The sequence below is a fragment of the Brevibacillus sp. YAE8 genome (genome assembly GCF_057543335.1).
In genome coordinates, this window is record NZ_BAAIYG010000003.1 from 446,562 (window position 1) to 472,807 (window position 26,246).

The 26,246-nt window shown below is 56.0% G+C and carries 21 protein-coding genes and 1 tRNA gene; 8 read left to right on the top strand and 14 right to left on the bottom strand.

Features of this window, described 5'->3' with window-relative positions; genetic code table 11:
* Positions 1 to 139 precede the first annotated feature (139 nt).
* From AC27IT_RS07710 to AC27IT_RS07740, 7 genes are all read left to right on the top strand, one after another.
* A complete protein-coding gene (locus AC27IT_RS07710) occupies positions 140 to 1,048 on the top strand; it encodes a metallophosphoesterase (protein ID WP_487091711.1) in 909 nt (302 codons plus the stop codon).
* A gap of 44 nt (positions 1,049 to 1,092) precedes the next feature.
* Positions 1,093 to 2,127, top strand: a complete 1,035-nt coding sequence (locus tag AC27IT_RS07715; protein ID WP_025848506.1) for a PucR family transcriptional regulator — start codon at positions 1,093 to 1,095, stop codon at positions 2,125 to 2,127.
* Between the two features lie 108 nt (positions 2,128 to 2,235).
* Positions 2,236 to 3,351: an ABC transporter ATP-binding protein gene (locus AC27IT_RS07720; protein WP_005827971.1), complete on the top strand. Its 1,116-nt coding sequence runs from the start codon at positions 2,236 to 2,238 to the stop codon at positions 3,349 to 3,351.
* Positions 3,352 to 3,485: 134 nt separating this feature from the next.
* Positions 3,486 to 4,262 carry a Cof-type HAD-IIB family hydrolase gene (locus AC27IT_RS07725; RefSeq protein ID WP_005827969.1) on the top strand — a complete coding sequence of 259 codons (777 nt, stop codon included), beginning with the start codon at positions 3,486 to 3,488 and terminating at the stop codon, positions 4,260 to 4,262.
* A gap of 19 nt (positions 4,263 to 4,281) precedes the next feature.
* On the top strand, positions 4,282 to 4,914 hold the full coding sequence (locus AC27IT_RS07730) for a trimeric intracellular cation channel family protein (RefSeq protein ID WP_005827967.1): 633 nt from the start codon (positions 4,282 to 4,284) through the stop codon (positions 4,912 to 4,914).
* Positions 4,915 to 4,985: 71 nt separating this feature from the next.
* Positions 4,986 to 6,389 carry a S8 family peptidase gene (locus AC27IT_RS07735; RefSeq protein WP_429776848.1) on the top strand — a complete coding sequence of 468 codons (1,404 nt, stop codon included), beginning with the start codon at positions 4,986 to 4,988 and terminating at the stop codon, positions 6,387 to 6,389.
* 33 nt (positions 6,390 to 6,422) lie between these two features.
* A complete protein-coding gene (locus AC27IT_RS07740) occupies positions 6,423 to 7,016 on the top strand; it encodes an NAD(P)H-dependent oxidoreductase (protein ID WP_007785026.1) in 594 nt (197 codons plus the stop codon).
* Between the two features lie 63 nt (positions 7,017 to 7,079).
* On the opposite strand, the gene AC27IT_RS07745 is transcribed toward AC27IT_RS07740, so the two are convergent.
* The 7 genes from AC27IT_RS07745 to AC27IT_RS07775 form a co-directional block, all read right to left on the bottom strand.
* Complete coding sequence (locus AC27IT_RS07745) at positions 7,080 to 7,592, bottom strand: DUF3907 family protein (RefSeq protein ID WP_005827960.1); 513 nt, start codon at positions 7,590 to 7,592, stop codon at positions 7,080 to 7,082.
* A gap of 93 nt (positions 7,593 to 7,685) precedes the next feature.
* Positions 7,686 to 8,861, bottom strand: coding sequence for an ABC transporter permease (locus tag AC27IT_RS07750; RefSeq protein ID WP_005827958.1), 1,176 nt, complete (start codon positions 8,859 to 8,861; stop codon positions 7,686 to 7,688).
* Positions 8,854 to 10,044, bottom strand: coding sequence for an HlyD family secretion protein (locus AC27IT_RS07755; protein ID WP_005827956.1), 1,191 nt, complete (start codon positions 10,042 to 10,044; stop codon positions 8,854 to 8,856). The genes AC27IT_RS07750 and AC27IT_RS07755 overlap by 8 nt, the downstream gene beginning before the upstream one ends.
* Before the next feature lie 47 nt (positions 10,045 to 10,091).
* Positions 10,092 to 10,673, bottom strand: coding sequence for a TetR/AcrR family transcriptional regulator (locus AC27IT_RS07760; RefSeq protein WP_221842725.1), 582 nt, complete (start codon positions 10,671 to 10,673; stop codon positions 10,092 to 10,094).
* Positions 10,674 to 10,878: 205 nt separating this feature from the next.
* On the bottom strand, positions 10,879 to 14,103 hold the full coding sequence (locus tag AC27IT_RS07765) for an AfsR/SARP family transcriptional regulator (RefSeq protein WP_238503096.1): 3,225 nt from the start codon (positions 14,101 to 14,103) through the stop codon (positions 10,879 to 10,881).
* 117 nt (positions 14,104 to 14,220) lie between these two features.
* Complete coding sequence (locus AC27IT_RS07770; RefSeq protein ID WP_005827951.1) at positions 14,221 to 14,844, bottom strand: hypothetical protein; 624 nt, start codon at positions 14,842 to 14,844, stop codon at positions 14,221 to 14,223.
* A gap of 64 nt (positions 14,845 to 14,908) precedes the next feature.
* A complete protein-coding gene (locus AC27IT_RS07775; RefSeq protein WP_237716671.1) occupies positions 14,909 to 15,703 on the bottom strand; it encodes a copper amine oxidase N-terminal domain-containing protein in 795 nt (264 codons plus the stop codon).
* 278 nt (positions 15,704 to 15,981) lie between these two features.
* On the opposite strand from AC27IT_RS07775, the gene AC27IT_RS07780 reads away from it, so the two are divergent.
* Positions 15,982 to 18,249: an exo-beta-N-acetylmuramidase NamZ domain-containing protein gene (locus AC27IT_RS07780; protein ID WP_283859077.1), complete on the top strand. Its 2,268-nt coding sequence runs from the start codon at positions 15,982 to 15,984 to the stop codon at positions 18,247 to 18,249.
* A gap of 163 nt (positions 18,250 to 18,412) precedes the next feature.
* On the opposite strand, the gene AC27IT_RS07785 is transcribed toward AC27IT_RS07780, so the two are convergent.
* The 7 genes from AC27IT_RS07785 to AC27IT_RS07815 all read right to left on the bottom strand — a co-directional run bounded on the left by AC27IT_RS07785 (position 18,413) and on the right by AC27IT_RS07815 (position 26,112).
* Positions 18,413 to 19,981, bottom strand: coding sequence for an acyl-CoA synthetase (locus AC27IT_RS07785; protein ID WP_007785011.1), 1,569 nt, complete (start codon positions 19,979 to 19,981; stop codon positions 18,413 to 18,415).
* 355 nt (positions 19,982 to 20,336) lie between these two features.
* A tRNA-Ser gene (locus AC27IT_RS07790) sits at positions 20,337 to 20,425 on the bottom strand.
* 78 nt (positions 20,426 to 20,503) lie between these two features.
* On the bottom strand, positions 20,504 to 21,922 hold the full coding sequence (locus AC27IT_RS07795) for an aldehyde dehydrogenase family protein (protein WP_487091712.1): 1,419 nt from the start codon (positions 21,920 to 21,922) through the stop codon (positions 20,504 to 20,506).
* Positions 21,923 to 22,078: 156 nt separating this feature from the next.
* Complete coding sequence (locus AC27IT_RS07800) at positions 22,079 to 23,359, bottom strand: peptidase (protein WP_005827942.1); 1,281 nt, start codon at positions 23,357 to 23,359, stop codon at positions 22,079 to 22,081.
* Positions 23,360 to 23,392: 33 nt separating this feature from the next.
* The gene (locus tag AC27IT_RS07805) at positions 23,393 to 24,070 is read right to left on the bottom strand and encodes a 3-oxoacid CoA-transferase subunit B (RefSeq protein WP_005827940.1); all 678 of its coding nucleotides are present in this window, start codon (positions 24,068 to 24,070) and stop codon (positions 23,393 to 23,395) included.
* The gene (locus AC27IT_RS07810; RefSeq protein ID WP_005827939.1) at positions 24,052 to 24,744 is read right to left on the bottom strand and encodes a 3-oxoacid CoA-transferase subunit A; all 693 of its coding nucleotides are present in this window, start codon (positions 24,742 to 24,744) and stop codon (positions 24,052 to 24,054) included. Before AC27IT_RS07810 ends, AC27IT_RS07805 begins: the two co-directional genes overlap by 19 nt.
* A 15-nt stretch (positions 24,745 to 24,759) precedes the next feature.
* The gene (locus AC27IT_RS07815) at positions 24,760 to 26,112 is read right to left on the bottom strand and encodes an aspartate aminotransferase family protein (protein WP_487091713.1); all 1,353 of its coding nucleotides are present in this window, start codon (positions 26,110 to 26,112) and stop codon (positions 24,760 to 24,762) included.
* Between the last annotated feature and the right edge of the window lie 134 nt (positions 26,113 to 26,246).

Below are 26,246 nucleotides of genomic sequence, written 5' to 3' on the forward strand. Positions count from 1 at the left end.
AATGGATTCTTCACTACGCAACATTCATAATATTTCTGCACTTTTCGCTAAATTCCTTCTGCCAGAACCTACTTATTCGAAAAGCGCAGAAATCGAGTATAATGACACTACCTTGGGGATAAAGGAGATGGCCGAAGAGATGTTATGGTTTTTACTGATTGTCGCTGTCGCCTTGCTCTTTGTCAAAGCGTATCGCAATACATTCGATGTCCATACCAACTATGTTTCCATTCCGCTGCAACCGTCGCAGCATATAGATGATCGGCAAGACTTCGAACCGCTCTCTGTCTTACATCTGTCCGATTTGCACATGGAAAATTTGTCGATTGACCCGATGCGGATCGTCCGCGATTTTTCCGGGCAATCGGTCGATTTGATCGCGATTACCGGAGATTTGCTCGATCGCCATAAAAACATTCCGAAAGCAGTCGCCTACGTCGAGCGGCTGATGCAATTGCAGCCTGCGCTCGGTACGTATGTCGTTTTTGGCAACCACGACTACGTTCTCTCGCCGCCAAAGCTGGCGCAACTGAAATCGGAGCTGACGCGGATCGGCTGCCGCGTCCTCATCAACGAACATGTGACGGTCGACCATAAAGGCCAGCCGCTGCACATCATCGGCGTCGACGATTACAGTACGCGCCGCAGCCAACTGGAAAAGTCGTTTCAAGCAGTTCCCGCGACAGGCGTGCGCCTCGTTCTCACGCACGACCCGAATATCGTCTTGCATATGAAAGATTACGCCTACGATTACTTGCTGGCCGGACATTTTCACGGCGGGCAAATTCATTGGCCGCGTCCTTACCACCTCGCCAAAATGGGGAAGTTGCCGCGGCTGAACATGGTCAAAGGGCTGCATGAGATGGACGGACGGCCGTTCTACATTAGTGAGGGCCTGGGGCAAACAGGGCTGAACGTCCGCCTCCGCTCTCGTCCGGAAATTACGCTGCACACGCTAGGCAGCGCAAGCCTGCTTGCGGTCCCAGAGGCAACGGCAGCACAGCCTTCCGCTTTGCAGGAAAGCGCCGCCACGCTTGCCTTGGAGTAATGTATAATAGACCTACGCAAGAGTTTGTAACGGAGGTCTTCGCTGTGGAAAAATGGATGAAGGAAGTCGAGCAAATCAGGCAGGTTACGAACTTGCCGATCGTTTGCGTGAAAGTTTGTGAACACGAGATCAGCCAGACTCAGCAAGAATGGGAGCAAAAAGGCTGGGAACTTGTTTCGCTTGCGTCTGAGCACGATGCCGCCTACCTCGTGCTGATTGAAGCGATGCAGTGGCCCGCGTCTTCCCGTTCCTTGCTGAGTCTGTTTTTTTCCCGTCCCGAAGAAAAAGCGCCCCCGACGCTGCACGAGCAGATTGCGGTATGGCTGCAATCCATGGTCACAGGATTGCGCCAGGCTCCCCCTGAACGTCTCGATGCCCGCTGGCCGTGGAAGGAAGAGCGCCTCGTCTTTTTGATCGAGCGCAACCGGACGGAAGGCACAGGCACGTGGGAAGCGTTGCAAAGCTGTTTGCACCCGTTTTTCCGCGAAACGGCTGCCTACGCGCCAAAAGCGTCGAGCCTCGCCTTTTTTGCATTGAGTCATGCTTATTCTGTCCTGCTGCTCCCGATCTCAATCCTGGAGGGCGCAAAGGAGCGGGCTGACTTGCTGGAATGGGCATCCGGCCTGTACGACCTGATCTCGACCGAATGGATGGAGCCTGTGCGCATCATTGTCAGCGCGCCCGTAGCTGCGCCTTCCTCTCTGGAAAAAACGCTCGCCGGGCAACTGCTGTTGTCCCGCGCCTTGCATCAATACCGGGCACAAGTGATGGTCGCGGGCGACTGGATGTATCCGTTGGAGCGCTGGGCTGCTTCTCTGCCTGCGGAAACGGCGAAGTCGATTGCCCGCGAGCTTGCCGCTCTCATGTCTGTGCCGCAAATCAGCAGCGAGCAGCGCGAAACGTTGGAGACGCTGTTCGCGCGGCAGCTCAATGTCAGCGAGACAGCCCGGCAGCTTTTTTTGCACCGCAACACGCTCTTGTACCGGCTGGACAAGCTGACGGAACAGACGGGCCTTGATCCGCGCCAGTTTCCTGACGCCGTTTTGCTCCAGCTCTATTTGCTCTTTCGGCAGCATTAACAAAACATTTTGTACATTTCATCCATAGTCTAACTGTCTAAAAATTGTTACTCTTGCAAAAAGTCATCCGAGAATTGCTCCCCTATCATTCAAGGAGGTGCCTCTTCCATGGCAAAAGTGACACTGAACCACATATACAAGCGGTACGGCGGAAATGTAACGGCAGTAGATGATTTTCACCTGGAGATTCAGGATCGGGAGTTTCTCGTCCTCGTCGGGCCGTCCGGCTGCGGAAAATCGACGACGCTGCGGATGATTGCCGGGCTGGAGGAAATCTCCGAAGGCGATTTGTACATAGGCGACCGCCGCGTCAACGACGTCGCTCCCAAAGATCGGGACATCGCGATGGTATTCCAGAGCTACGCGCTCTACCCGCACATGAACGTGTATGAAAACATGGCATTCGGTCTGAAGCTGCGCAAGTTTTCCAAAAGCGACATCGACAAGCGGATTCAGGAAGCAGCCCGCATCCTCGACATTTCCCACCTGCTGGACCGCAAGCCAAAGGCGCTTTCCGGCGGCCAGCGGCAGCGTGTCGCGCTCGGACGCGCCATCGTGCGGGAGCCGCAAGTTTTTTTGATGGACGAACCTTTGTCCAACCTCGACGCCAAGCTGCGCGTCCAGATGCGCACAGAAATTTTGAAGCTGCACCAGCGGCTGAACACGACGATCATCTACGTGACCCACGACCAGACGGAAGCGATGACGATGGGCGACCGGATCGTCGTCATGAAGGACGGCCTGATTCAGCAAGTGGCGACGCCGAACGAGATTTACAACCACCCCGTCAACCTGTTTGTGGCGAGCTTCATCGGCTCCCCGGCGATGAACTTCGTCAAAGGGCAGCTTTCGGAACAGGACGGCGCCCTGTACTTCGATGCGGAAAACATCCACGTCCGCTTCCCAGAGGACAAAGCAAGAGTTTTGCGCGACAAAGGCTATGTAAACAAGCCGGCGATCTTCGGCATCCGCCCGGAGGACATTTACAGCGATGCCGCTTTTATGGAGGCCAATCCGTTCGAAAGCTCGCTTGAGGCGCAGATTGAAGTCGTGGAAAACATGGGCTCCGAGCTGTACGTTTACTTCCATAATATCGGCCAGACACAAATGGTCGCCCGCGTGGACTCTCGCGAAGATTTGAAGCCGAAAATGACGGTCAAGCTCGCCATGGATCTTTCCAAATGTCATCTATTTGACAGCGAGACGGAAGTGGCTGTATTCTAATAGCAAAGTGAAAAGGAATGTCTTTTCCGGCATTCCTTTTTCTGTTGTCCTCAACCGTTTTTCGTCCGTGGCGGCTTCTGTACTGCCGCTGCTTTTTTATGGCTACAAATAGAGAAAGAGTGGAGAGAGCAAACATGGCCTACAAAATTGTCTTTTTCGACATCGACGGCACTCTGTTGAACACGGAGCACGCGATTCCGCCAGCAACCGTGGACGCTGTGCGCAAGCTCAAGCAAAACGGCATCCGGGTTGCCATCGCAACTGGCCGCTCGCCGTACCACCTGATGCCGATCGCCCGGCAGCTCGGGATTGATACGTTTGTCGGGTTCAACGGCTCCTACGTCGTGAACGAACAAAAAGTCATTCACCATACTCCATTTGCCACGACGACATTGGCCGAACTGGAGCAGATGGCAAACGGAAACGCGCATCCGATGGTGTTTTTAAGCCATGAAGAGTGCTATGCGAACACATCCGATCACCCGCACGTCCTCGACTCGTTCGACTTTTTGCGCTTACCCGCTCCGGCCCATCACCATCGCTACTGGGAGGTCGCTCCGATCTATCAGGCGTTTTTGTATTGCACCGCCGAAGAAGAAGCGCTCTATACGGAAGGTTTCGAGCAAGTGTCGTACGTGCGCTGGCACAAGCACGTCCTCGACATTTTGCCAAAAGGCGGCTCGAAAGCGCGCGGCATCGAAGCGATCCTCAAGCACGAGGGCCTCACTCCCGCTGACGCCGTAGCGTTCGGGGACGGACTCAACGACAGGGAAATGCTCTCCTACGTCGGAATGGGCGTCGCCATGGGAAATGCCCATGAAGAATTGAAGCCTTTTGCCAAGATGGTGACCCGTCATGTGAACGAAGACGGCATCCGGCACGGCTTGCTGCAACTTGGACTCATCAATTAGGAAGGACGTTGAAAGATACATGTCTTGGGAATGGTTTAACATCGTTGGCACGGTAGCGTTCGTCATTAGCGGCGCGATCATCGCCATGGAGGAAGAATACGACATCTTGGGAGTAATCGTTCTCGGAATGGCAACAGCATTTGGCGGCGGGATCATGCGCAATATTTTGCTCGGCATCCCGCTGACCGCTTTTTGGAATCAGGGAACACTGTTTACAATCGCACTCGTTTCCATGCTCATCGTTTTTGTCCTCCCCCACAAATACCTTGACTACTGGAATCGCTGGGGGATGTTTTTTGACGCAGTCGGGCTCTCTGCCTTTGCCATTCAGGGCGCTATCTACGCCACACAAATGAACTACCCGCTCAGCGCGACGATCGTCGCAGCGGTTTTGACCGGAATCGGCGGCGGAATCATTCGCGACGTTCTCGCTGGACGCAAGCCGCTCGTGTTCAAGGAAGAAATTTATGCGGTCTGGGCCATGGTCGCCGGGCTGGCTGTCGGCCTCAAGTGGGCGACAACCGTCGGCGAGCTGTACACGCTGTTTTCCGCCATCATCGTTTGCCGGATGATTTCCGTCTATCAAGGCTGGAAGCTGCCACGCCGCTCGCTTCGTCCCGTCCCGATTCGCCCTTTTGACAACCGAATGTAAGCTATTTCCTTCATAATCACTCTCTCCATGTGCACGCTATAGTCATCAGCACTGGAGGGAGTGAGTTTTTTTTGCGCGTCTTGCCCCCAATTATCGCCGCCCTTGCCTTGGTCGGTCTGGTCGTCCTGCCTTATCGTCACCATCAAAATGCCGAGCAGGAAATGCGCGAACCTCATCCCCGCGTCACTTCCATCGAGGCGAGCATACCGCGGATCAACTATATCGAGCAGGTCAAAGACATTCGCAGGGATCTGGAAAATAGCAGCCACGTACAGACGCTCCACCACAATCCGCGCGACCGCAGCCATTATGTCGAGCATGAAGTGGTCGTCCGCTTCTCCCCACGCCCTGAACAGAAAAAAATTGACCAGTTGGTCCGTTCGCTGGATGCCAAGATCAAACGCGATTTTGAGCAATTTATCATCATCAAGTCCAAAAGCCTGACGACGAAGCAGTTAATGAAAAAGCTGGCCGAGCATCCCGACTCGGTGTTTGCCGAGCCGAACTACCTGCTTTTGCCCAACCGCAAGCCAAACGACACGTACTACGCGGAGTACCAGTGGAATTTGCCGCTGATCGGCATGGAGCAGAGCTGGGACGTGAGCGAGGGCAGCAGTGACGTCACGGTCGCGGTCATTGATACGGGGATTGACCTCAATCACCCCGAGTTTGCCGGAAAGCTCGTAGAAGGCTACAACGTGCTGGAAGACAACAATCGACCAGAGGACGACAACGGGCACGGCACGCACGTCTCTGGCGTAATTGCCGCAAAAACGAACAACGAGGACGGCATCGCCGGGATGTCGTGGAACAGCAAGCTGATGCCGATCAAAGCCATCGGCGCGGACGGCTCCGGCTCGGCTGTCGATATCGCCCAAGGCATCTACTGGGCGACCGATCACGGAGCTGACGTGATTAACCTCAGTGTCGGCAACTACACGTCATCTGCCGCTTTGAAGGAAGCGTGCCGCTATGCGTATGAAAAAAACGTCGTGCTCGTCGCGGCTTCCGGAAACGACGCCACCGATCAGCCGAGCTATCCGGCAGCCTATGAAGAAGTGCTCGCCGTCGCCGCTGTCGACCATCGCAAGGAACGCGCCGATTTTTCCAACTTTGGCGATTACGTGGATGTCGCCGCTCCCGGCGTCGATATTCCGAGCACGTACATCTACAGCGACTACGCCTCGCTCTCCGGTACTTCCATGGCTTGTCCGCACGTCGCAGCGCTCGCCTCGCTGGTGCGCTCCGTCCATCCTGACATGAAAAACCACGATGTCATGGAGCTGATCCGCCAATCGGCCAAAGACCTCGGCGCCCCCGGACACGATCAGTTGTACGGCTACGGCATGATTGACGTCAATCAGACGCTGCGGCAAATCAAACCGGCAGAGCCGGCGCGCACGGAAAAAACAGAGCATACGGTCGGTGGACTATTGAACAAATTTTTTATGCGCCTGCGCTTTGGCTTCGAATAAGCATACAAACGGTAACCCACGGAGGGATGGACGATGAAAGCGTGCATTGTTTTTGCTCACGAAGGAAAGGAAAGCTTCTGCCATGCCATTCTCGACCGCGTCACCCGCTCCTTGCAACAGCAACAAATCGACTTTGAGGTGCGCGACTTGTATCAGATGAAATTCCAGCCTGTCTTCGATGCGGCAGACATGCAAAAAGTAGCGAACGGGTCAGCCTCGCAAGACGTTGCCACCGAACAGGAGCTGATTTCCGATGCCGATTTGCTGGTGATGATTTACCCTGTCTGGTGGTGGTCGCCTCCTGCGATCCTCAAAGGCTATATCGACCGGGTGTTTACGAACAACTTCGCCTTCCGCTACGACGCCAATGGCCCCGTCGGCCTGTTGTCAAACAAACAGGCGATTGTGTTTACGACAACCCGGGAGTCCGAAGCGGAAATGCAGACGAGCGGCTTCGACGCTGTGGTGAAAAAACAGATCGTGGACGGCACGCTCGCCATGATCGGCTACGATGTGACCTACCGCAATTTTGCCGCCGTCCCTTACGTAGACAACGCCGCCCGCGAGCAAATGCTTGCCGAGGTCGAGAAAATCGCTGCGAGTGCGCGCCAGCCGCTCGGCGTGTAGCCGGATTAGCAAACTTGGCTGCGCCAAATTTTTATCTGTATAAAAGACGACAAGCACAGGTCATTACACCTGTGCTTGTTCTTTATGCAGCCGTTTTTTGGCTATATAGTCATTTTCGTAGTATTGCAATTCATCACGCATTTGCTCAAACACTCTGGACAAGGACAAGGTCAACTGCTGCAACTCGGGTGTTACTTGTTTGCGGAAAATGATACAGTCTTGTCCCGTGTAGGCATAGCGGCCGTCTTCCTCATAAACCTCGCCTTTGGGATAATAGAAGTAATTCACACAAGTGTGGTACACCTGGTACAGAACTTCTTCGGCAAACTCCTCGTTAAATCGTGCTCGGCGCAGGGATACCCCCAGCCTGTCGTACGCATTTTCACAGTAAACCAAAAGGTGGCGCAGATCGGAAAGATACGCTCGATAATAAGTTTCAAATTCTTCCGGGTCGCCCGATGCGGATACAAGACTAGACAAGGTAACCTGATTGAGATAACGCTCCAGTTCCATGCTTACCTTTTTCAACTTGGTGTACGTCTCTTCGCACAATTGCTTCAGATGAGTCGCTGACATATTGTCCCCCTTGCGTTGAAGAATCTGCCTTTTTTAAGTAAGTATATAGGAAAGATTCTTTACAACACAAGGGTTTCTTTTCTGCAAATCTCGCTAAACCGTTGTCGTTTCGGCAACGACTTCCTTTTTTTTCCTTGTCTGTAACAAGTATATGACGTAGGCAGAGAACAGGCCCAAAAGGGTCATGAAGCCCAAAACGGCCAAATCATGTGTCACGTAGGACAGGTCATGCCCTTTGCTCAAAATCTCCCGCACGCCGTCGAGGAAGTACGTCAACGGCAAAGATTTACCAATCGCGGCAACCGCAGTCGGCATCGAAGCGAGCGGCCAGGTGAAGCCGGAGAGCATAAACGAAGGAACGGCAATCATCATCGCGATCTGTGTAGCTTGCAACTGGTCTTTGGAGAAAAAGGAAATCGCGTAGCCGATGGCGAGCACCGCCAGGTTGAACGCCGTTGCGACGAGCATCAGGTCAAAGGTGCTGCCGTAGTACGGAATTTCGAACCCTTTCAGCAGCAGGGTGAAGCCTAAAAACACATTGAGCGTGCCAGCCAAAAAGTACGGCAGCAGCTTGCTTGCCGTGATCGCGAAAAAGCTGTGCGACTTAAGCGTCTCCTTCCACGTCCCCTCTTCCTTCTGCTGCGCTACCGACAAGGCAATCCCGAGGAACAGCACTTGCTGCAGCACCGTTCCCGTCAAGCCGAAGACCATGAAGGACATGTAGCTGAACGTCGGATTGTACAAGACGCGATAGCGGTAGTCGATCCCGGTGAACAAGTTTTTCCCTTCCTCGCCCCAACTACCCTTCGCTTCCATTTTTTTCAGCGTCGCACCTGCGGACACGGATTTGACTACCGTGCTCGCGGCGCGGACAGCGGTGTTCGAGATCATCATGTTGCTGCCGTCAATGACGGTCAAAACTTCTGCGGGCCGTCCGGCTTTGACGTTTTTCTCCAGCTCCGCCGGAATAATCAGGGCGATGTTCGCCTCGCCTTTGTCAACCAGGCGCATCGCTTCCTCCTCTGTTCCGACGATGGAAGTAATCTTGAACGTCTGGTCGACTTCAAACGCGCGGTACAGCTCGCGGCTCAGCTCTGTCTGGTCCGCGTCTACCATGACAGTCGGGATGTTCATTACCTTCTTTTCGCTGTACAAAAAGCCGAACAGCGTCAAGTATATAATCGGCACGATAAACAGCACATTGCGAATCGTTTTGTTGGCAAACAAGTTTTGCCATTCGCTCCAGAAGAGCCGGGAGAAATTACTCACCTTCAACAGCTCCTTCGAGCTTCCACTCGACCGTCAAGCCTGGCCGCAGCTCTGGGTCAGAGACGAGCAGCTTCACCTGGAACGAACGGATGTCGCGGTCGCCAAGCTCCTGGGTTGCCTTTTTGACGGCAAAATCCGCTGCCGGGGCAATCGTAGCAATTTTCGCCTCTACTTCCCGTTTGAGCGCAGGGACGAACAGTTTGACCGTGTCGCCTGTTTTGATCTGGCCGAGGGCGTATTCGTTTACGTACAGCTTCACGTAGTTATCGGATTTCGTTTGCAAGGTAAGAACGGTAAAGCCTTGCGCTACCAGCTCGCCTTTTTGCACGGCAACGGATTTGACCACTCCGTCCATCGGCGCGACCAGCTTCGTATTGTTCAAATACGCCTCGATTTCCGCGAGAGCGCCTTTGGCTTGCAGCACGCCAGCCTCGGCCGATTTCACATCCAGCTCCTTCAAACCTACCTGACCGCGCGCCGCTACCGCTTGCTTATACGCTGCTTTGGCCTGGTCGAGCTGAGCCTGCGCGGCATCGACCTGTTCGCGGCGTGCGCCGGACTGAGCCATTTTCAACTGTTCGTCAGCGGCCTTCAGCTCTGCCTGGGCTTTTTCCGCCTGCATTTGCGCTTCCTCGACTTTGACTTGCGGGACCGCTCCCTCAGCGAGCAGCTTTTGCATCCGCTCCAGGTTCGAAGCCGCGATCTGGTTCGCTGTTTGCGCTGCTTGCAGCTTCGCTTTCAACTGGGCGATTTCCTCGCTGCGCGCTCCGTTTTTGTTCGCCGCAAGCTGGGCCGCGGCCGAACTGACTACCGCCTGCGCCTGATCGACTTGGGCATTGCTTGAGCTGTCTGTCAGCGACACACCTTTTTTCGCCTGCTCGAGCTTCACCTGCGCCAGTCGATAGGCCGCTTCTGCCTGTTCCTTTTTCGCCAGCAGTTCTTCGTTGTTCAACGTGGCGACCACTTGCCCTGCTTTTACTTCATCGCCTTCTTTAAAGGCGATCTGCTCGATGGAGCCGCCCATTTTAAAGGACAGGTCCACTTCCGTTCCTTCGATGACGCCTGTCAACTGGGTCGATTTTTCCCCGGCCAGACTGCTTCCGCCGGATGCGAACAAAACGGTTCCCAACACTGCGATTCCGGCCACAAAACCGGCCACCCCGATCCATGCTCGTTTTTTCATAGTCGATTTCTCCTCTGTGTCTTTTCTGTATGGTCCTTACGGCTGTTTCACTGTTTCGCTTGCAGCATGCCTGCCAAAAAGCAGCGCAGCGTATGCTTGTTTTCTTCCGTGTCCAACGGTTCCTTGCGATATTGCTTGCGGATGGCCGTAAAGCCGACCATGCCGAACAGGCCCGAAGCAAGCGTTCCGATTTCGATATCCGGGCGTATGTAGCCTTGCTCCTGCATTTGCTTCAGATACGTTTCCATCATCGTAAAATAGCCCGTCAACAACTTGGCGACTGTCAAATCGCGCTGTTCGTCACCCGTAAAGACGCTGAGCAAAAGGAAGCACAGCTCGCGATTTTCGCAAAAGAAGCGAAGATGCTCATCCAGCACATTTAAAATGCGATCCTCCAAAGACAGCTCTTCGTTTTGCATCACACTGTCAACATGGTAAATCAGCATCTTCACGCCTTTTTCAATCACGTACAAAAAAAGCTCCTCTTTGGTCGAGAAATGGTAGTACAGCGTTCCTTTCGCTACCTGTGCCATTTCTGCGATCGCGTCCATCGTGGTTTCGCTATAGCCCAACTGGGCAAACGCCGTCAGCGCTCCTTGGGCAATCTGGTCTTTTTTGGATGGTGCCATCACTCCCGTCCCCCTTGTCTTTATTGAACTGACTGGTCAGTACAAAAACAGTGTACGGAACACTCCTAGTTTTGTCAATAGCTCTGTGCGGCATCCGCTGGCGGCTTTTTTGACGGGGAAAACTCCCGCTGCATTTGGGCAAGGACGGGCGAAAAGCCGTGTCGGGCGCAGGGCACGCAAAAAAGACCGCTTGTTACGCGGTCTTTCATTTTTCCCGGATGCGGTTGTACGTCTCCTCTGTCGCTGGCATCGGCGCGACGCCGAGCTGTTCCTGCAGCTTGGCCACGCATTTTTTGTACCAGCGGATAGCCTGCGTCCGGTTGTTTTGCTCGTAGTAAGCCGTCATCAGCAGGCGATACGCTTCCTCCCAGCAATCGTCCACCCGCAAGATCGCTTCGCACCAGCGAATCGCCTTTTCCAGTTGCCGCTGCTCCAGCCTGATTTTCGCCAGCCTTTCTGCGCCCCGCAAAAACAGCGCCTGAAGTCGCTCCCGTTCTTCCACGCACCATTCCTCATAGCGACACTCCGGCATGTACTCGCCCAAGTAGTAGCCCAGCCCTTTTTCCAGCAAAAGCGCAGCCTGGCGCTCGTCCTGCTCGGCCAAACCCAATGTGACCAGCTTTTCAAATTCTTCCACATCGAGGTGATACCCCGACGCGAGGTTGAAACCGTAGGAGCTGCCGTGGCGCTGGATAAAAAAGGTGTCGGTCCGCGCCGCCCGATCTGGCTCCAACGCTTTGTTCAAGGCGTTAAGCGCGACCTTGAAGTCGCGAATCGCCGCTTCCTCGACGCTGTCCGGCCACAGGCGATGCATGATCTCTTCGCGGGCCAGCAGGTGATGGCGCTTGGTCAACAGCAACTGGAACAGCAGCTTGGCGGTTCCGCGCTGCCATGCCTTTTCACTCAGTTCGCGCTCTCCCAGCCAGACGCGAAACGCCCCCAACGTCTGGATGCGCAACGTATAGCCCGGGTGAAACGTGACATTTTGCAGGCCGAGATCGTTTAGCAGTTGTGAAACGTAGTCCGGCGACACTTTGCGCCGCTCCGCTTCCAACAAAATCGGCATCAACTGCTGCACGTCGTACGGAGTGAGCAAAGTCGGGCGTTGCAGCAAAAAAGAGTACTCCCCTGTCTGCATCAGCGACAGCGCCTGGGTCACGGCGGGGACGAACAGCTCCCACTGCTTGCTGCGGTACGCAAGAAAGCTCTGCCACAGTTGGCAAATCGCCACGTGGTAGCTGTCTCCGCAATGACTCAGCCGCTCCGAGCAATCGCGAAACGTCTCCAGCGCCTCACTGTCCTTGCCGTATTTGGCATAGGCGATGCCGATTGCCATGCGCACCAGACTGCCCAGCCAGTCATCGCGCATCGCCTCCGTCTCGTGGATGCCTCGCCTGCCGTACAACAGCGCCTGGTCGAGCGCCTTTTGACTGGCGTGAAACAGCGTCAGCCCGAGTAGCGTCTCGGACTTTCCGCGCGTCGACTGCAACTCCTCCATCATTTGCAAGCCTTTTTCGTAGAGCTGGCGAATTTCCTCGGCAGGCAGCCCCTGGCTGATGAGCGCCGCGTGCGCTTTGCGGACGTAGCCATTCGCCTCCACGAACGGGGAATGCGCCGCACGCCCGAGCTGAATGGCCGTCTCTGCCGCCTCGAAGCCGCGCTCCCACTCGCCGTTTAACGCATAGACAAAGGACAGCAGCAGCGACGTTTCCCGATACGAGCGCGTCAAGGTCGGATGCCGGGTCTGCTCCAACTGCCATTTGTTCTCCAAAAGCTGGATGGACGACTGCAGCCGACCTGTGCGAAACAGCAGCCGCGACTCCAGCTCTACCTCTGTCTGCTGTTCCAGCTCCTGGCTTTTTTCATACCAAGCCGCTGCCTGCCTGGAGTCGCCGCGGTTCGTATAAATCTCCGCCAGCAAGCGATACAGCCTTGGCGCCATTTCGCTCTCCTGCTCTTGCGGCGGCAGAAGCTGGATCGCCCGCTTGAGCAACTCCTCCGCCTTGACGCCCTGCACGCTGTCGAGGTGGACTCTCGCTTTGCCTTCCAGCCCGCGGCACAGGCCGATCTGATCGTGCTTTTCCTCGCAAAAGGCGAGAAACTGCTCATAGGAGGCAAACGCCTTGGCGTACAGGCAGCGGTATCGCTCCACCTCTCCCTGGTAAAACCAGAGCCAATGCTCCTGCGCTTTGATCGAATCCGGCACAAGCGCCAGCCATTTGTACAGCCCGTCCAGCACGCCTGCGCTCAAAAACCGCTCCGCAGCGAGACAAAGCCACGCGCCGAGCACATCCCACTGCTCAATCAGGCGCAAACGCTCAAATGCTCGCTCCTCTTCGCCTTTGCGGCGGTACCAGACGGCCGCTCCCTGGTTGACCCGTCGGTAAATGTCCTGGCGCGACGCGAGCTTGCTCGACAACAACCGCTGAAACAGCGGATGGAAAAAGTACATGCCCCGTTCATCTACATGCAAAAACAGGTTGCTGCGTCTCGCCTCCTGCAGTTTTTCCTCTGCCCCTGCGCCCAGTACTTGCAGACAGTCTTCGCGGGTAAACGCCTCCAGTGCCGCGGCCTCCATCAAAAACTGCTGCATGTTCCCGTCTAGCCCCATCCACACGTCCGCTTCCAGTACATGCAGCAGCCGGGACAGCTCGTGCAGGCTGTCGGCCAGCTTGAACCCCCTCGCAATTTTTTCACCGATCGAGCGCAGTGCGATCACCCAGCCACGCGTGACCTCGTCTACTTGCTTCCACTCGTCGTCTGTCAGGGCGATATCGTACTGATCCGAGTAAAAAGCTTCGCTCTCTTCCAGCGTAAACGCCAGGTCGTCTGTCGCAAGCTCCAGGCATTCGCCGCGCGCCGTGAGCAGCTCCAGTTGTGTCCAGTTAGGACGAACGCGGGTCAAGATCGCCAGTTTGACTTTATGCGGCAACAGCTCAACCAATTGGGAAACGAAGCAGTCGGCCGCACTGCCGCTGGCAATCCGGTGGTAGTTGTCGAGGACGATCACGAAATCGTCCGGAAGCTGCGCGCACTCCTGGGCAAACAAGTCCGCGAGCCGCTCGCCGTCTGTCGCCTGTTCCCGTTCTTGCTCAGATGAGGCACTGTGCTGCGCTTGCCGCTGCAGCAGCTCCCGCAGCGTCTGTCCGAAGTCAGGTACGACCCGGCGGACACTCTCCGTGAGACACCACAAAAAATCAGCGACGGCCGCGTCTTCCTCCGTGATGAAATACCAAGAGGCACGGCGCGCTTCATCGTGCAAAAACGTCGCAAACGATGTCGTTTTGCCGTAACCCGCCCCCGCGTGGATGAGACAGAGCTGTGCATGCGCGAGAAGCCGCAGTTTCCGCGCCAGCGCAGGACGCCTCAGCACATACGGCTTTTGCGAAGGAAGAGTTATTTTGGAAATGGGTACCTGGAATTGACTCATCGGTTGCACTCCTTGCCGTTCACCTACTCTTCCAGACTATTTCCCCATTTCTTGCAAAACTCCTGCCGCAAGCCCCGCTCGACAAAAAGCCCACCCGGGCATCCAGGTGGTCTTTTGTCAATCGACGAGATTGTACCCCTTGACCGTATAGCCGATGTCATTGAGCAGCACCTGGAACTCCTCGTTGCTGACTTCCTCGCCGCGAAGGATGCGCTGGTGCAAATCGGATATGCGATCGTAAATCGCCCTGTTGGTGGACACGTACATCAGATTGAAGCGCGACTCCGTCTGCAGCCTGCTGCGCATTCGGTCTACCACGCGCTTTTGCAGCGCATCTGTATGCCCGTTGTCGTTGCGGATAATTTTTCCCGGTGTATAGGGGATCGACGGCCGCGGATTGACTTCATCCGGCTTGGGCGTATCCACTGGCAAAACACCGACCAGCAGATTGTCCTTGTACGCGAGCACCTTGATATCGACTACGCCCGGCACCTTCTCCGCATGCCGCTCCAGATAGGCGACGAGGTGCGGCTCGCGGTTATGAACCATTTTTTGGCTAATCATCGCTGCGGGTCCTTTGTCCATCCCGACGTTGTCATTGCGATAGTTGATGCCGTACGCTTCGAATTTGGCCTGGTTTCCGTTGCGATCTTCGGTGCCTTGTTCTTTGTTTGGCGAGCAGCCCGTCAACAGACCGGCAAGCAGAATGGACGCGTATAGGCCAAAACCAATTCGCTTCAACAAAAAACACCTCCTTGCGCATAGTTTGTGCGCGGGAGGTGTTCTTACTCAGGAAGTGGCTGGCTTAGTTTGCACTTTGCAATTCGCCTTCAAATGTATCCTGTTTACCGTCCAATTCTGCCTTCACGGTGAAATTGCGAATGCCATCGTGTGTAGTTTGATAAAACTCAAATGTTCCGTCTGATTTCACATCAACAGAATAGGAAGTTCCTTCCAAATCGACGATAACCGTTGCTTTAGGGTCTACCTTACCTGCTACTTTGTATATCCCCATTGGCGAGAAAGTAAAAAATTGGCCTACGACGCTCTCCTTGTCGATCAGACTCACCGTATCCTGCTTTTTGCCCTCTTCCGTCGGCTTTGTTTGTTCCTGCGGCTTTTCTTCTGTCCCATTTGGATTGGCAACAGCCTGATCCGCAATCAAAACCGTTTGCGTAGCCGGGTCCCAATCAACCTTGTAGCTCAGTGCCTCGGCAATAAAGCGCACAGGCACGACGGTGCGCTGGTTGACGATTTGCGCAGGCACGTCCAGATTGATGGTTTGTCCATTTTTCTTGGCAATTTTTTGCGTGACGACCAGGCGGATGTTGTCGTTGCCTTTGTCGATCGTTACGGTTCTCGTTTTCTCGTTCCAGTCGACTTTAAAGCCCAACGTTTCCGCGATGGGACGAATCGGTACCAGTGTCCGGCTGTCGCGGATCAAAGGCTTTTGATCGGGGAATACAATCGCTTTTTTATTGTACTCCACCTTGACGGCAGTCTGCGCAGGGGCAGGAGCTGCCGCGGCAGAAAATGTTGCCATAGGCACCAGGGCAATTGCCAGCACGAATGATGCGAGTTTTTTCAGCAAAATGTCCACTCCGTTTCCAATAAGATTCACACGATTCTTAATCTACTATAGGCTTGGAGCGGTTTCAAGCCATTCCTGCAAATAGCCTACCAAGATCGTACTGTCATTGTAGAAGGAAGTAACCCGATTGGACAAGCAGAAACCAACTGGAAATCGTCAATAAATACGATATTCCTCTATCTTTAGACCTAATTTCAAATTGTTACAAAAATACAACCATACTCCTGACAAAAACCGTTACAATGAACAAGAAACGACTGTATTTTTCTTCGAAAGAGGCAATGATGATGAAAAAGTTTATTCCTTTTCTTATCCTGGCACTGATCTTGACCATGATTCCCCCCGGAGGCAGCTCCGCCAACACCGCTGCCGTTCAATTGGGAAGCGATGTACTGTTCGACCGATTCCATTATTTGATCGAAGGAAAAAAAGTCGGGCTGATTACGAACCAAACCGGCGTCAACAGTCAGGGAATGAGCACCATCGACCTTTTGCGTCGTGACCGCTCCGTTACCCTCACAGCTTTGTTCGCTCCCGAGTACGGTTTGGATGGCAAGGCACAGGTGGGGAACCAGCCGGAGATCTTCCTCCATCCGGTTTACGGCATTCCGGTCTACGGCTTGTACGGCTCGACCCGCCAGCCGACAGCGGAAATGCTGGAGCATTTTGACACCCTTCTCGTCGATCTGCAAGACATTGGCTCCCGGACGTACACCTACATATCGACGCTGAAATACGCCATGACGGCGGCAAAGGAGCAGGGAAAGCAAGTCATCGTGCTCGACCGGCCCAACCCGCTCGGCGGCACCATCGTGGAAGGACCCGTGTTGGAAAAGCCGTATGAGTCCTTTATCGGCGTCGACGAGCTGCCTTTGGCCCACGGAATGACCATTGGCGAGATTGCCTTGTTTTTCAACCGTTCCATTGGCGCGGATCTGTACGTCGTCCCGATGCAAGGCTACACCCGCACCATGCTCTATCAGGAGACCGGGCTGAGCTGGGTTCCGGGCTCCCCGCATTTGCCTGACCTCGCTTCTGTCTACGGCTACATGGCGACAGGACTCGGCGAAGGCACCCCTGTTACCCAGGCAGACCATTTTACTTGGGTTGGCGCAGAAGGCATCGATTCCGTGAAATACGCCGATCTCATGAACGGCAGCCTGTTGCCTGGCGTGATTTTTCTCCCGGAGAAAAAGGAGAAAGCGGGCGGCGTCCGGCTGCACATTTACGATCCGCGCAGCTTCAATCCTGTGAAAACCGGGATGTACGCCCTTGCCTATGCGCGACAGCTCCAGCCGTTTCCCGTACCGCTTGGCACTGACAAGGAAAAGACGCTGTTCGAGCATGTGATGGGCACAAGCAAGATCGGCCCACTGCTTGCGCAAGGCAAAAGCCCGCAAGAAATCGTTGACTCTTATGCAGAAGCCTTGGGCAAATTTACGGAGCTGCGCAAAAGCTTTTTAATCTATGGCGATGCCCCGTTCATTCCGACTGAGGCGATCCACAGCCAGCCTGGGGCAACACTGCCGCCTGGTACAACCGCTCCGGCTCCTGAGCCTGGGACGGTTCAGCCGCCCGGCACGACGGCTCCGGTTCCGCAGCCTGGAATGGCTCAGCCGCCCGGTACAACGGCCCCAGCTCCGCAGCCTGGAACGGCTCAGCCGCCCGGTACAATGGCTCCGGCTCCGCAGCCTGGGACTTCTCAACCGCCTGGCACGATTACTCCGGCTCCGAAACCTGGAACTGCTCAGCCTCCGGGTACGACGGCTCCCAGTCCGAAGCCTGGAACTGCTCAACCGCCCGGCACGACGGCTCCGGCTCCGAAACCGGGAACTGCCCAGCCACCTGGCGCGACCGCTCCGGCTCCCAAGCCGCCCGTTGCACCAGCGCCGAAGCCAGGGGAAAAAATCGCGTATTTGACGTTTGACGACGGCCCGTCGCCTGTGACGCCGCACGTACTCGATATGCTGAAAAAATACCAGGTGAAAGCTACTTTCTTCATCGTAGGCAGACACGTCCCTGGCAACGAAGCGATTTTGAAGCGGGCGGTCGCGGAAGGCCATGCCATCGGCGGGCATACGTACTCGCACGACTACCAAGTCGTTTACAAAAGCACCGAAGCCTTTTTCGCCGACCTGGAGAAAGGCAATCAGCTCATAGAAAAAGCGATCGGCACCAAGCCTGTTTTGTTCCGCTACCCGGGCGGCAGCACCAACACGGTCAGCCTCAAATACCAGGACCCGAAACGGTACAACAAGCAAAAAACAGTCATGAGTGCCATCAAAGCCGAAGCGAACAAAAAAGGCTACATCTTCATCGACTGGAATGTCACCAACGGCGACGCCCGCAGCAATCAATACACAGCCCAACAGGCGCTCGCCAATATCAAGCAGCAAGTAAAATCGCAAAAAGAGATTGTCGTACTCATGCACGACGCAAGCACCAAAACGCCAACAGCGCAAGCACTTCCGGAAGTCATCACCTTTTTAAAGTCAAAAGGCTACCGCTTCGAAGTCATCAGCCCTGACCGGCCGACTGTCTCCAATGTGAAATAGAACACGGAAAAACCCGCTCGACAAACCGGACGCTTCCGGCCATCGGGCGGGTTTTCTGTTATCGCAGTTAGTCTGTCAGTCTGCCACTATCCCTCTACCCACCTGCCACAGTCAAACCGGACTTTCATTTATCACCATCACCCTGCCGTCTGCAAACAGGCAACTACGAAGTCGGAAGCGTATCGTACCGCAGACGCAGTTCGCGCTTCAATATTTTCCCGCTAGGGTTGCGCGGCAGCGTGTCGGTGATGAAGACGTACTTCGGTGCCTTGAACGAGGCAAGACGCTCCTTGCAAAACGCGAGCAACTCCTCTGACGTCAATGTCTCGCCAGCCTTCGGCACAACGACCGCTGTCACCGCCTCGATCCAGTACGGGTGCGGAACGCCGATCACCGCCACCTCGGACACTTTCGGATGCTGATAAATCAGCTCCTCCACTTCCCTGCTCGCTACGTTCTCGCCACCCGATTTAATCATGTCCTTTTTCCGATCGACGACCGTAATATACCCTTCCTCATCCATAATCCCCAGGTCACCGCTATGGAACCAGCCTCCCTGGAAGGCAGCCCGCGTCTTTTCCTCGTCGCGGAAATAGCCGATCATGGCATGGCTGGTCCGATGCACGATCTCGCCAATGCAGCCTCTTGGCACCTCGACACCTTCATCATCCACAATCTTCGTCTCCACGTTCAGCGCGGGCTTGCCTGCCGAGCCTGCTTTGCGAATCTGGTCCTTCGGCGGCAAAACCGTCGCCAGCGGCGCTACCTCTGTCTGCCCGTAAAAGTTGTAGAACTGTGCGTTCGGCAAGCGTGTCCCCAGCTCCTTCAGCACCTCCACCGGCATGATCGCCGCTCCGTAGTAGCACTTTTGCAGCGAGGACAGGTTGCGGGAGGCAAAATCGGGAGAGCGCAGCAAGGCAATCCAAACTGTTGGCGGGCAAAAAAGCTGTGTCGCCTTATGCGTCTCGACCATCTCCAGCATCAGGCCAGGCGTCGCCTGCTCCAAAATGATGCCCGTGCCCCCGAGATAAATATAGGGACCGAGAAAACAATGCAACTGTGCGCTGTGGAACAACGGGAGCGCGTGGATCGCCACGTCGTCGTGGGACATGTTCCCATCAATAATCGTGCTCACGTACTCGGACAAAATGCTGCCGTGCGTCAGCATGACCCCTTTTGGCCGCGACTCCGTACCGCTCGTGTACAAAATGTGGGCGACATCGTCGTCGGAAAGCTCCTGCTCCGGCTCGTCCGTGCTCGCGTCCTGAATCAACGTGCGAAACGGCACCCACTCCCCTTCCGGCTTTGCGGGTCTAGAGACAAGCGACAGCAGCTTGGGCGAAAGATCGGCCTGTCCAATCGCCTCTTGCGCCACGGCGAGAAACTCCGGTGCCACAAAGCAGGCGCTCACCTCCGCGTGCCCCAAAATAAACGCCACATCGCTCGTATTCAGCATGAAGTTGATTGGCACCATAATCAGTCCCGCTTTGGCCAGCGCGAAGTTGAGAATGACAAAATCCATGGAGTTTCGGGACAGCACCGCCACTCTCTCGCCTTTTTGCAAACCGTTGGCGAGGAAGGTGTGCGCCGCCTGATTGACAAGCTGATCCAGCTCGCTGTATGTAAGAACTTCCTCCTCAAACTGTAAGGCAATCTTGTCCGGGTAACGCATTCGGCTTCTTCGCAGGATGTCACCAAGCGTATTTCTTCTGGCTCGTTGGGCTTCGATCATCGTGATACCTCCCTCATCCTCGTTTCCCTTTTATTATATCTTAATTTTCTATATAATGTTTATTTTCTGATATTTTATCTTAAAAAAAAGCGGAAGCCCCCTCTGCATTATTGAAGCTGCCGCAGGCCCCAAGAAACAATCGAGTCCTTGTGTACAGCATATATCATATCGCGCCAAGCTTCGATATTGGTTCTTCTGGATTTTCAGGAAAAAAACGGCTGTCCTGCCCAGCGACCGTCTCGTTGCTGCCAAGCCCGCAGCTTGACCTTTTCCTGCTGTAAAAGAAAAAGACCTCTTCTGCAAAAAAGAGATCGCTTCGTCCTGTACATCCTATATCGGCTGCTTGCAAAAAAGATGGCGGAGGGAGCAGGATTCGAACCCGCGTGAGCTTGCACTCTAACGGTTTTCAAGACCGCCCCGTTATGACCACTTCGGTATCCCTCCGCGTTGCTGACTGATTTAACTATAGCATAGCGCCAAGCGCGCTTGCAAGCGCCTCCAGACCGACTGCCGCTGGCTGTCTCAGCGCTTGACCACCACGAGCTTCAGCTCGCTCAGCTCGTCTGTGGCGTATTTGACGCCTTCTCTTCCCAAGCCGCTTTCCTTGACGCCTCCATACGGCATATGATCGGCCCGGAAGGTGGGAATGTCGTTGATGATGACGCCTCCAACCCGCAGCTCATCTGCCGCTTCCAGCGCAGCCCTCAGGTTGTTCGTGTACACGCCTGCCTGCAGACCGTAGCGCGAGTCATTGACCAGGCGGATCGCTTCTTGCAGGGACGCTACCGGGTTGATGAGCACGACAGGCCCAAGCACTTCCTCGCAACAGATTTTGGCCGTATGCGGCACATGGGTCAAAACGGTCGGCAACAGCATCCGCTCCACCACTTCGCCGCAACAGGCAAGCCGTGCTCCCTGTTGCAGCGCCTCGCCAATCCACTCCAGCACACGCTCGGTCTGCCGCGGGTGAATCATTGCGGAAAAGTCAGCGTGCTCATCGAGCGAGTCGCCGCCGCAGAGCGCCTTCGTCTGCGCCACAAAGCGGCTGACAAACTCGTCGTACAGGCCCTCTGCGACGTAAATGCGCTGGACGGACGTGCAGACTTGGCCGGAATAAGCAAACGCGCCAAACAGGCAGCGCGGCACCACCTCGTCCAGTTGCGCGTCGGTATCGACGATGACCGCAGCGTTGGCCCCCAGCTCCAAAATCACTTTTTTCAGGCCAGCGCGGTTGCGAATGTCGATCCCGACCGCCGGGCTTCCCGTAAAGCTCAAGGCGCGAACTCTTGGGTCTGTCACCAGCTTTTCGCCCACGACGGCTGCGCTGCCTGTGACGACGTTCAACGCCCCTGGCGGGAGTCCCGCCTGCTCGGCCAGTTCGGCGAACAAAAGCGCACTGAGCGGCGTCTGCGAAGCGGGCTTCAGCACCACGGCATTGCCCGCAGCGAGCGCAGGTCCGACCTTGTGCGCAACCAGATTGAGCGGAAACGGGAACGGCGTAATCGCCCCGACGACGCCCAAAGGCTCGCGGACCGTGTACGCCAGGCGACCTTCTCCGCCGATTGCGGCGTCGAGCGGGATCGTTTCTCCGTGCAGCCGTTTGGCTTCTCCCGCTGCAAACCGATACGTTTGCACGGTGCGGATCACTTCCCCCCGCGCCGTCCTGATCGGTTTTCCGGCCTCAAGCGCGACGATCCGGGCCGCCTCCTCCATCCGTTCGTCCAAAAGGAGCGCGATTTTTTCCAGGATAGCCGCCCGCTGGTAAGCAGGCATCCGCCGCATCACCGTCGTCGCTTCCTCGGCTGCCGCGATCGCCCGTTCTACTGCCTGCGCGTCGGCCTGGGGAACATGGGCAATTGCCTGGCCCGTACAAGGTGAATACAACGGAGCATGTTCTGCCATCGGCACCCATTTTCCCCCGATATAACACGCTCTTTTCATCGCCATCTCCTCCGTCCTTCAACGATTGGACTATCGCATCCCATCCTCCAATCATTCTCCAGAGCAGATCGCGCTTCCTTGCGTGGAGGCGAAACTTTTTCATTTTTCGCACAAAAAACCGAACCCTAAGCCGAAAGCTGCCCGCTACCCGCTCTCCTACTTCGCTGGCCCTTCTGCAACGCCGCACCAGTCCAGCATGGTCAGCGCAAAAATCTCCGCGCAGCGGAACACGTCATCCAGCACGATGTACTCGTCCCGGTAGTGCGCGACCTGTGTGACGCCCGGCCCCACGACGATCGCAGGCGTGTCGGCCAGCGCCGTCAGCAAGCCTCCGTCTGTTCCCCATGGCGAAGCTTCCACGATCGCGCGCTCGCCAGTCACTGCCGCGAACTTGTCCTGCAAAATCTCCATGAGCGGATGATCTTGCGCGACATCTCCCGGCACCCAGCGCGCGCCGTACCACTCCAGCTCGACTGGCTGCTCGGCAAACCACGGATCGACCTCGGCCAGACGCTGCAAAGCCGTCTCCATCTCCGCCTTGGCATCGTCCATCTGCTCGCCAGGCGCTACTCCCATCCTGCCTTCCAGCTTGACGAGATCGGCGACGGACGACGGCCATTTTCCGCCTTCGATCACCCCGATATTGATCGGAATCGGGATCGGCAGCTTGGCGTACAGCGGATCGTCCAGGCGATCGTTGCGCTCTTTTTCCAGGCGGCCAATCGCTTGCACGACCAGCATGCTCTTCTCGATGGCGCTCACCCCTTCGTAGCGGGTGCCGCCGTGAGCAGAACGCCCCTTGACGGTCAGTCGGAACCACATCGAGCCTTGCTGTTTCGGGAAAATTTTCATGTTGGTCGGCTCAGGGATGAGCGCGGCATCTGCCTTGTAGCCGCGCAGAATCGTAGCGAGCGTTCCTGCTCCCCCGCTCTCTTCCTCCACGACGCTTTGGTAGATGACGTCCCCCTTCAGCCGCACGCCCAGCTTTTGCAAGACAGAGATCGCGAGCAGCGAGGACAGGTTGCCGCCCTTCATGTCTGTCGCGCCGCGGCCGTACAGCTTGCCATCCGCTACTTTTCCGCTGAACGGATCGTCGCTCCACTGCGCGTAATCGCCAGCGGGAACGACATCGACGTGCCCGTTCAAAATGAGCGAGCGGCCATCGCCTGCGCCCTTCCAGACCCCGACGACGTTCGGACTGCCTTCAAACGTTTGGCGCGGCGACACGAAGTACGGATGCGAAACAAGCTCCTCCCCCGCCATGACCCACAAATCGACGTCCAGACCCATTTTCGCCAACAGCTCGGCGATGCTTTTTTGAATGGACTCCTCCGCTCCTTGCACACTCGGGCTTTGCACCCATTCCTGCAGCAGCTTGACGGAAGCCTCCCGATCTTTTTCCAACTGCTCTCGTATCAGCGCTTGCCAGTTCGCCATGTTCTTCCCCCGTTCTTTTGGAATCGTCTTTGCCTAGCGGAATACGCCCACTTCTCCCTCTACCTTCAGTTCAGCTTCGGTGGCTCCGATCACATCGGCCACGCTGTACGGATACATGACCTCGCGCAAATACAGGCCGTCCGGCTTCACTTCCATCACGGCCATATCGGTAATGATCCAGTCTGCCGCCTTGCTCGCTGTCAGCGGAAGCGAGCATTCGCGCACGATTTTGGAGCGGCCGTTTTTGTCGAGGTGCGTGGTCACGACCATGACCTTTTTCGCTTTTTGCGCCAGCTCCATCGCTCCGCCCATTCCCGGCACGCGTTTGCCTGGCACGATCCAGTTGGCGATATCCCCGTTTTGGCTCACTTCGAGGACGCCGAGGATCGTCATGTCCAGCAAGCCGCGGCGAATGATCGCAAAGGCCGTGGCACTGTCAAAAAAAGACGCCCCCGCCGCAAGCGTGACCGGAAAACCGCCCGCATTGCACAGCATGGCGTTTTCCTCTCCTTTGGCCGGGCTCGGTCCGGTACCCAATATGCCGTTTTCCGCGTGAAACATGACGCGTTTGTTAGCAGGGATAAAATCGGCCACCAGCGTAGGAATGCCGATCCCCAAATTGATAATCATGCCGTCCTCGACTTCCATCGCCGCCCTGCGCGCGATTCGCTCGCGGTAGCTCTCGGTCTCTTTTACTTCTCCCACGCCCATTGCCAGTTCACCCCTTCACTTTGCACGATGTAGTTGACGAAGACGCCAGGCGTGACGATTTCTTCCGGGTCCAGCTCGCCTACCTCGACAATCTCGTCCGCTTCCACGATCGTAATGTCGCCCGCCATCGCCACGAGCGGATTAAAGTTGCGCGCGCTCGTATCGTACACCAGGTTGCCGAAGCGGTCCGCTTTTTTCGCATGGACGATCGCCACTTCCGCCGTCAGCGGCGTCTCCAGCAGGTACTCTTTTCCGTCCAGCACGACTTTTTGCTTGCCTTTTTCCGCGATCGTGCCAATGCCGACGTCGGAGAGAATCCCGCCCAGACCGACGCCGCCCGCCCGTACACGCTCGGCGAGAATCCCCTGCGGGCAAAACTCGACCTCAAGCTCGCCTGCCGTCATTTGCGCCCCTGCGTTCGGGTTGGAGCCGATGTGAGAGGCAATCACTTTTTTCACGCGTCGTTCTGTCACCAGCTTGCCGATTCCGATGTGCGGAAACGCCGTGTCGTTGCTAATCAGCGTCAAGTCGCGCACACCCAGATCCAAAATGCCCTGGATCAGTGTCGGCGGATTGCCTACCCCGCCAAAGCCGCCCGCGAGCAGCGTCATCCCATCGCGAAAATGGGACAACGCCTCCTGTACGGTCACCACTTTATCAAAACGGTTTGTCATTTCAGTCTCCCCCCTCTAGCCAATGAGCGCCTTGTCTTTTAGCTCCTGCTGGACGCTGACAATCGCATCTTTCAAGAGGGCGATCAGTTCATCAATCTGCTCTTTTGTAATCGTCAGCGGCGGGGAAACGATGATCGAGTCTCCTGCCACGCCTTCGATTCCCCCCATGGCGGGATAGATGAGCAGACCTTTTTCGAATGCCTTCGCGATGACCTTGGACGCCACTCCTTCTGACAAGGCGAACGGCTCTTTCGTTTCTTTGTTTTTGACAAATTCCAGACCGCAGAGCATGCCCAAACCGCGCGCCTCGCCAATCAGCGGCAATTCATCTGCCAGCTCTTGCAGGCGAGACAGCAAGTAAGCGCCTTGCTCGGCCGCTTTCTCGATCAGGCCGTGCTTCTCGACGTACTTCAAAACCGCGAGCGAGACGGCAGCAGACTGCGGGTTGGCGCTGTATGTGTGTCCCGCCATAATCAGCCCGCTTCCCTGGGTGATCGTCTCGATAATTTCATCCGTCACCATCGTGGCAGCCATCGGCGTATAGCCGGCGCTCATCCCTTTGCCAAGCGTCATCAGGTCAGGCACGACACCCCAGTGATCGACCCCGAACGCTTTTCCGGTGCGCCCTACCCCTGTCATCACTTCGTCGGCGATGAACAGCACTTCGTACTTGTCGCAAATTTCGCGAATCCGCTGGAAGTAGCCGTCTGGCGGGACGACCGCGCCACCGGAAGCCCCGATGACCGGCTCCGCGATAAAGGCCGCCACCTGCTCGGCTCCGACGCGCAGAATGGCCCGCTCCAGCTCATTCGCGCATTCCAGGGCGTACGCTTCCAGCGACATGCCTACTGGCCTGCGGTACGGATACGGCCCGGTAATCGTCGGATAGTCCTCCAAAAGCGGAACGAAGCGCTTCCGGCGCAGCACGTGCCCCGACATGGAGAGCGCCCCCATGGTGATGCCGTGGTAGCTCATCCAGCGGGAGATGATTCTGTTTTTCGTCGGCCTGCCTTTTTCCTGCCAGTATTGGATCGCGATTTTTTGCGCTGTCTCCGTCGCTTCGGAGCCGCTGCTCACAAAAAACGTCCAGTTCAACGAGCCTGGCGCCCACTCGGCCAGCTTCGCCCCCAGCTTCTCCACAGCGTCGCTGCTGAAGTGCGAGCGGTACGCAAACGATACTTCTTTGGCCTGCTGGTACATCGCTTCGGCGACTTCTTCCACCCCGTGGCCGATGCTCGCAGTCACAGCCCCGCTGCAGCCGTCGATATAGCGCTTGCCGTCTTTATCGTATAAATAAATGCCTTTGCCATGAGAAATGAACGGATACGTCTTGCCCAACTCCGGTTTGATTACATAGCTTCTGCTCATGATCTTCGCCACCTCGCTTATTCTCTCCCTCTATCCTAGCTGACCTGTGCGGTTCATCCATCCGACGCGCTGGCAAAAAAATATGGCGAAGAGACAAAATCTTTTGTACATTTTGTATAAAGAACTTTGCAACA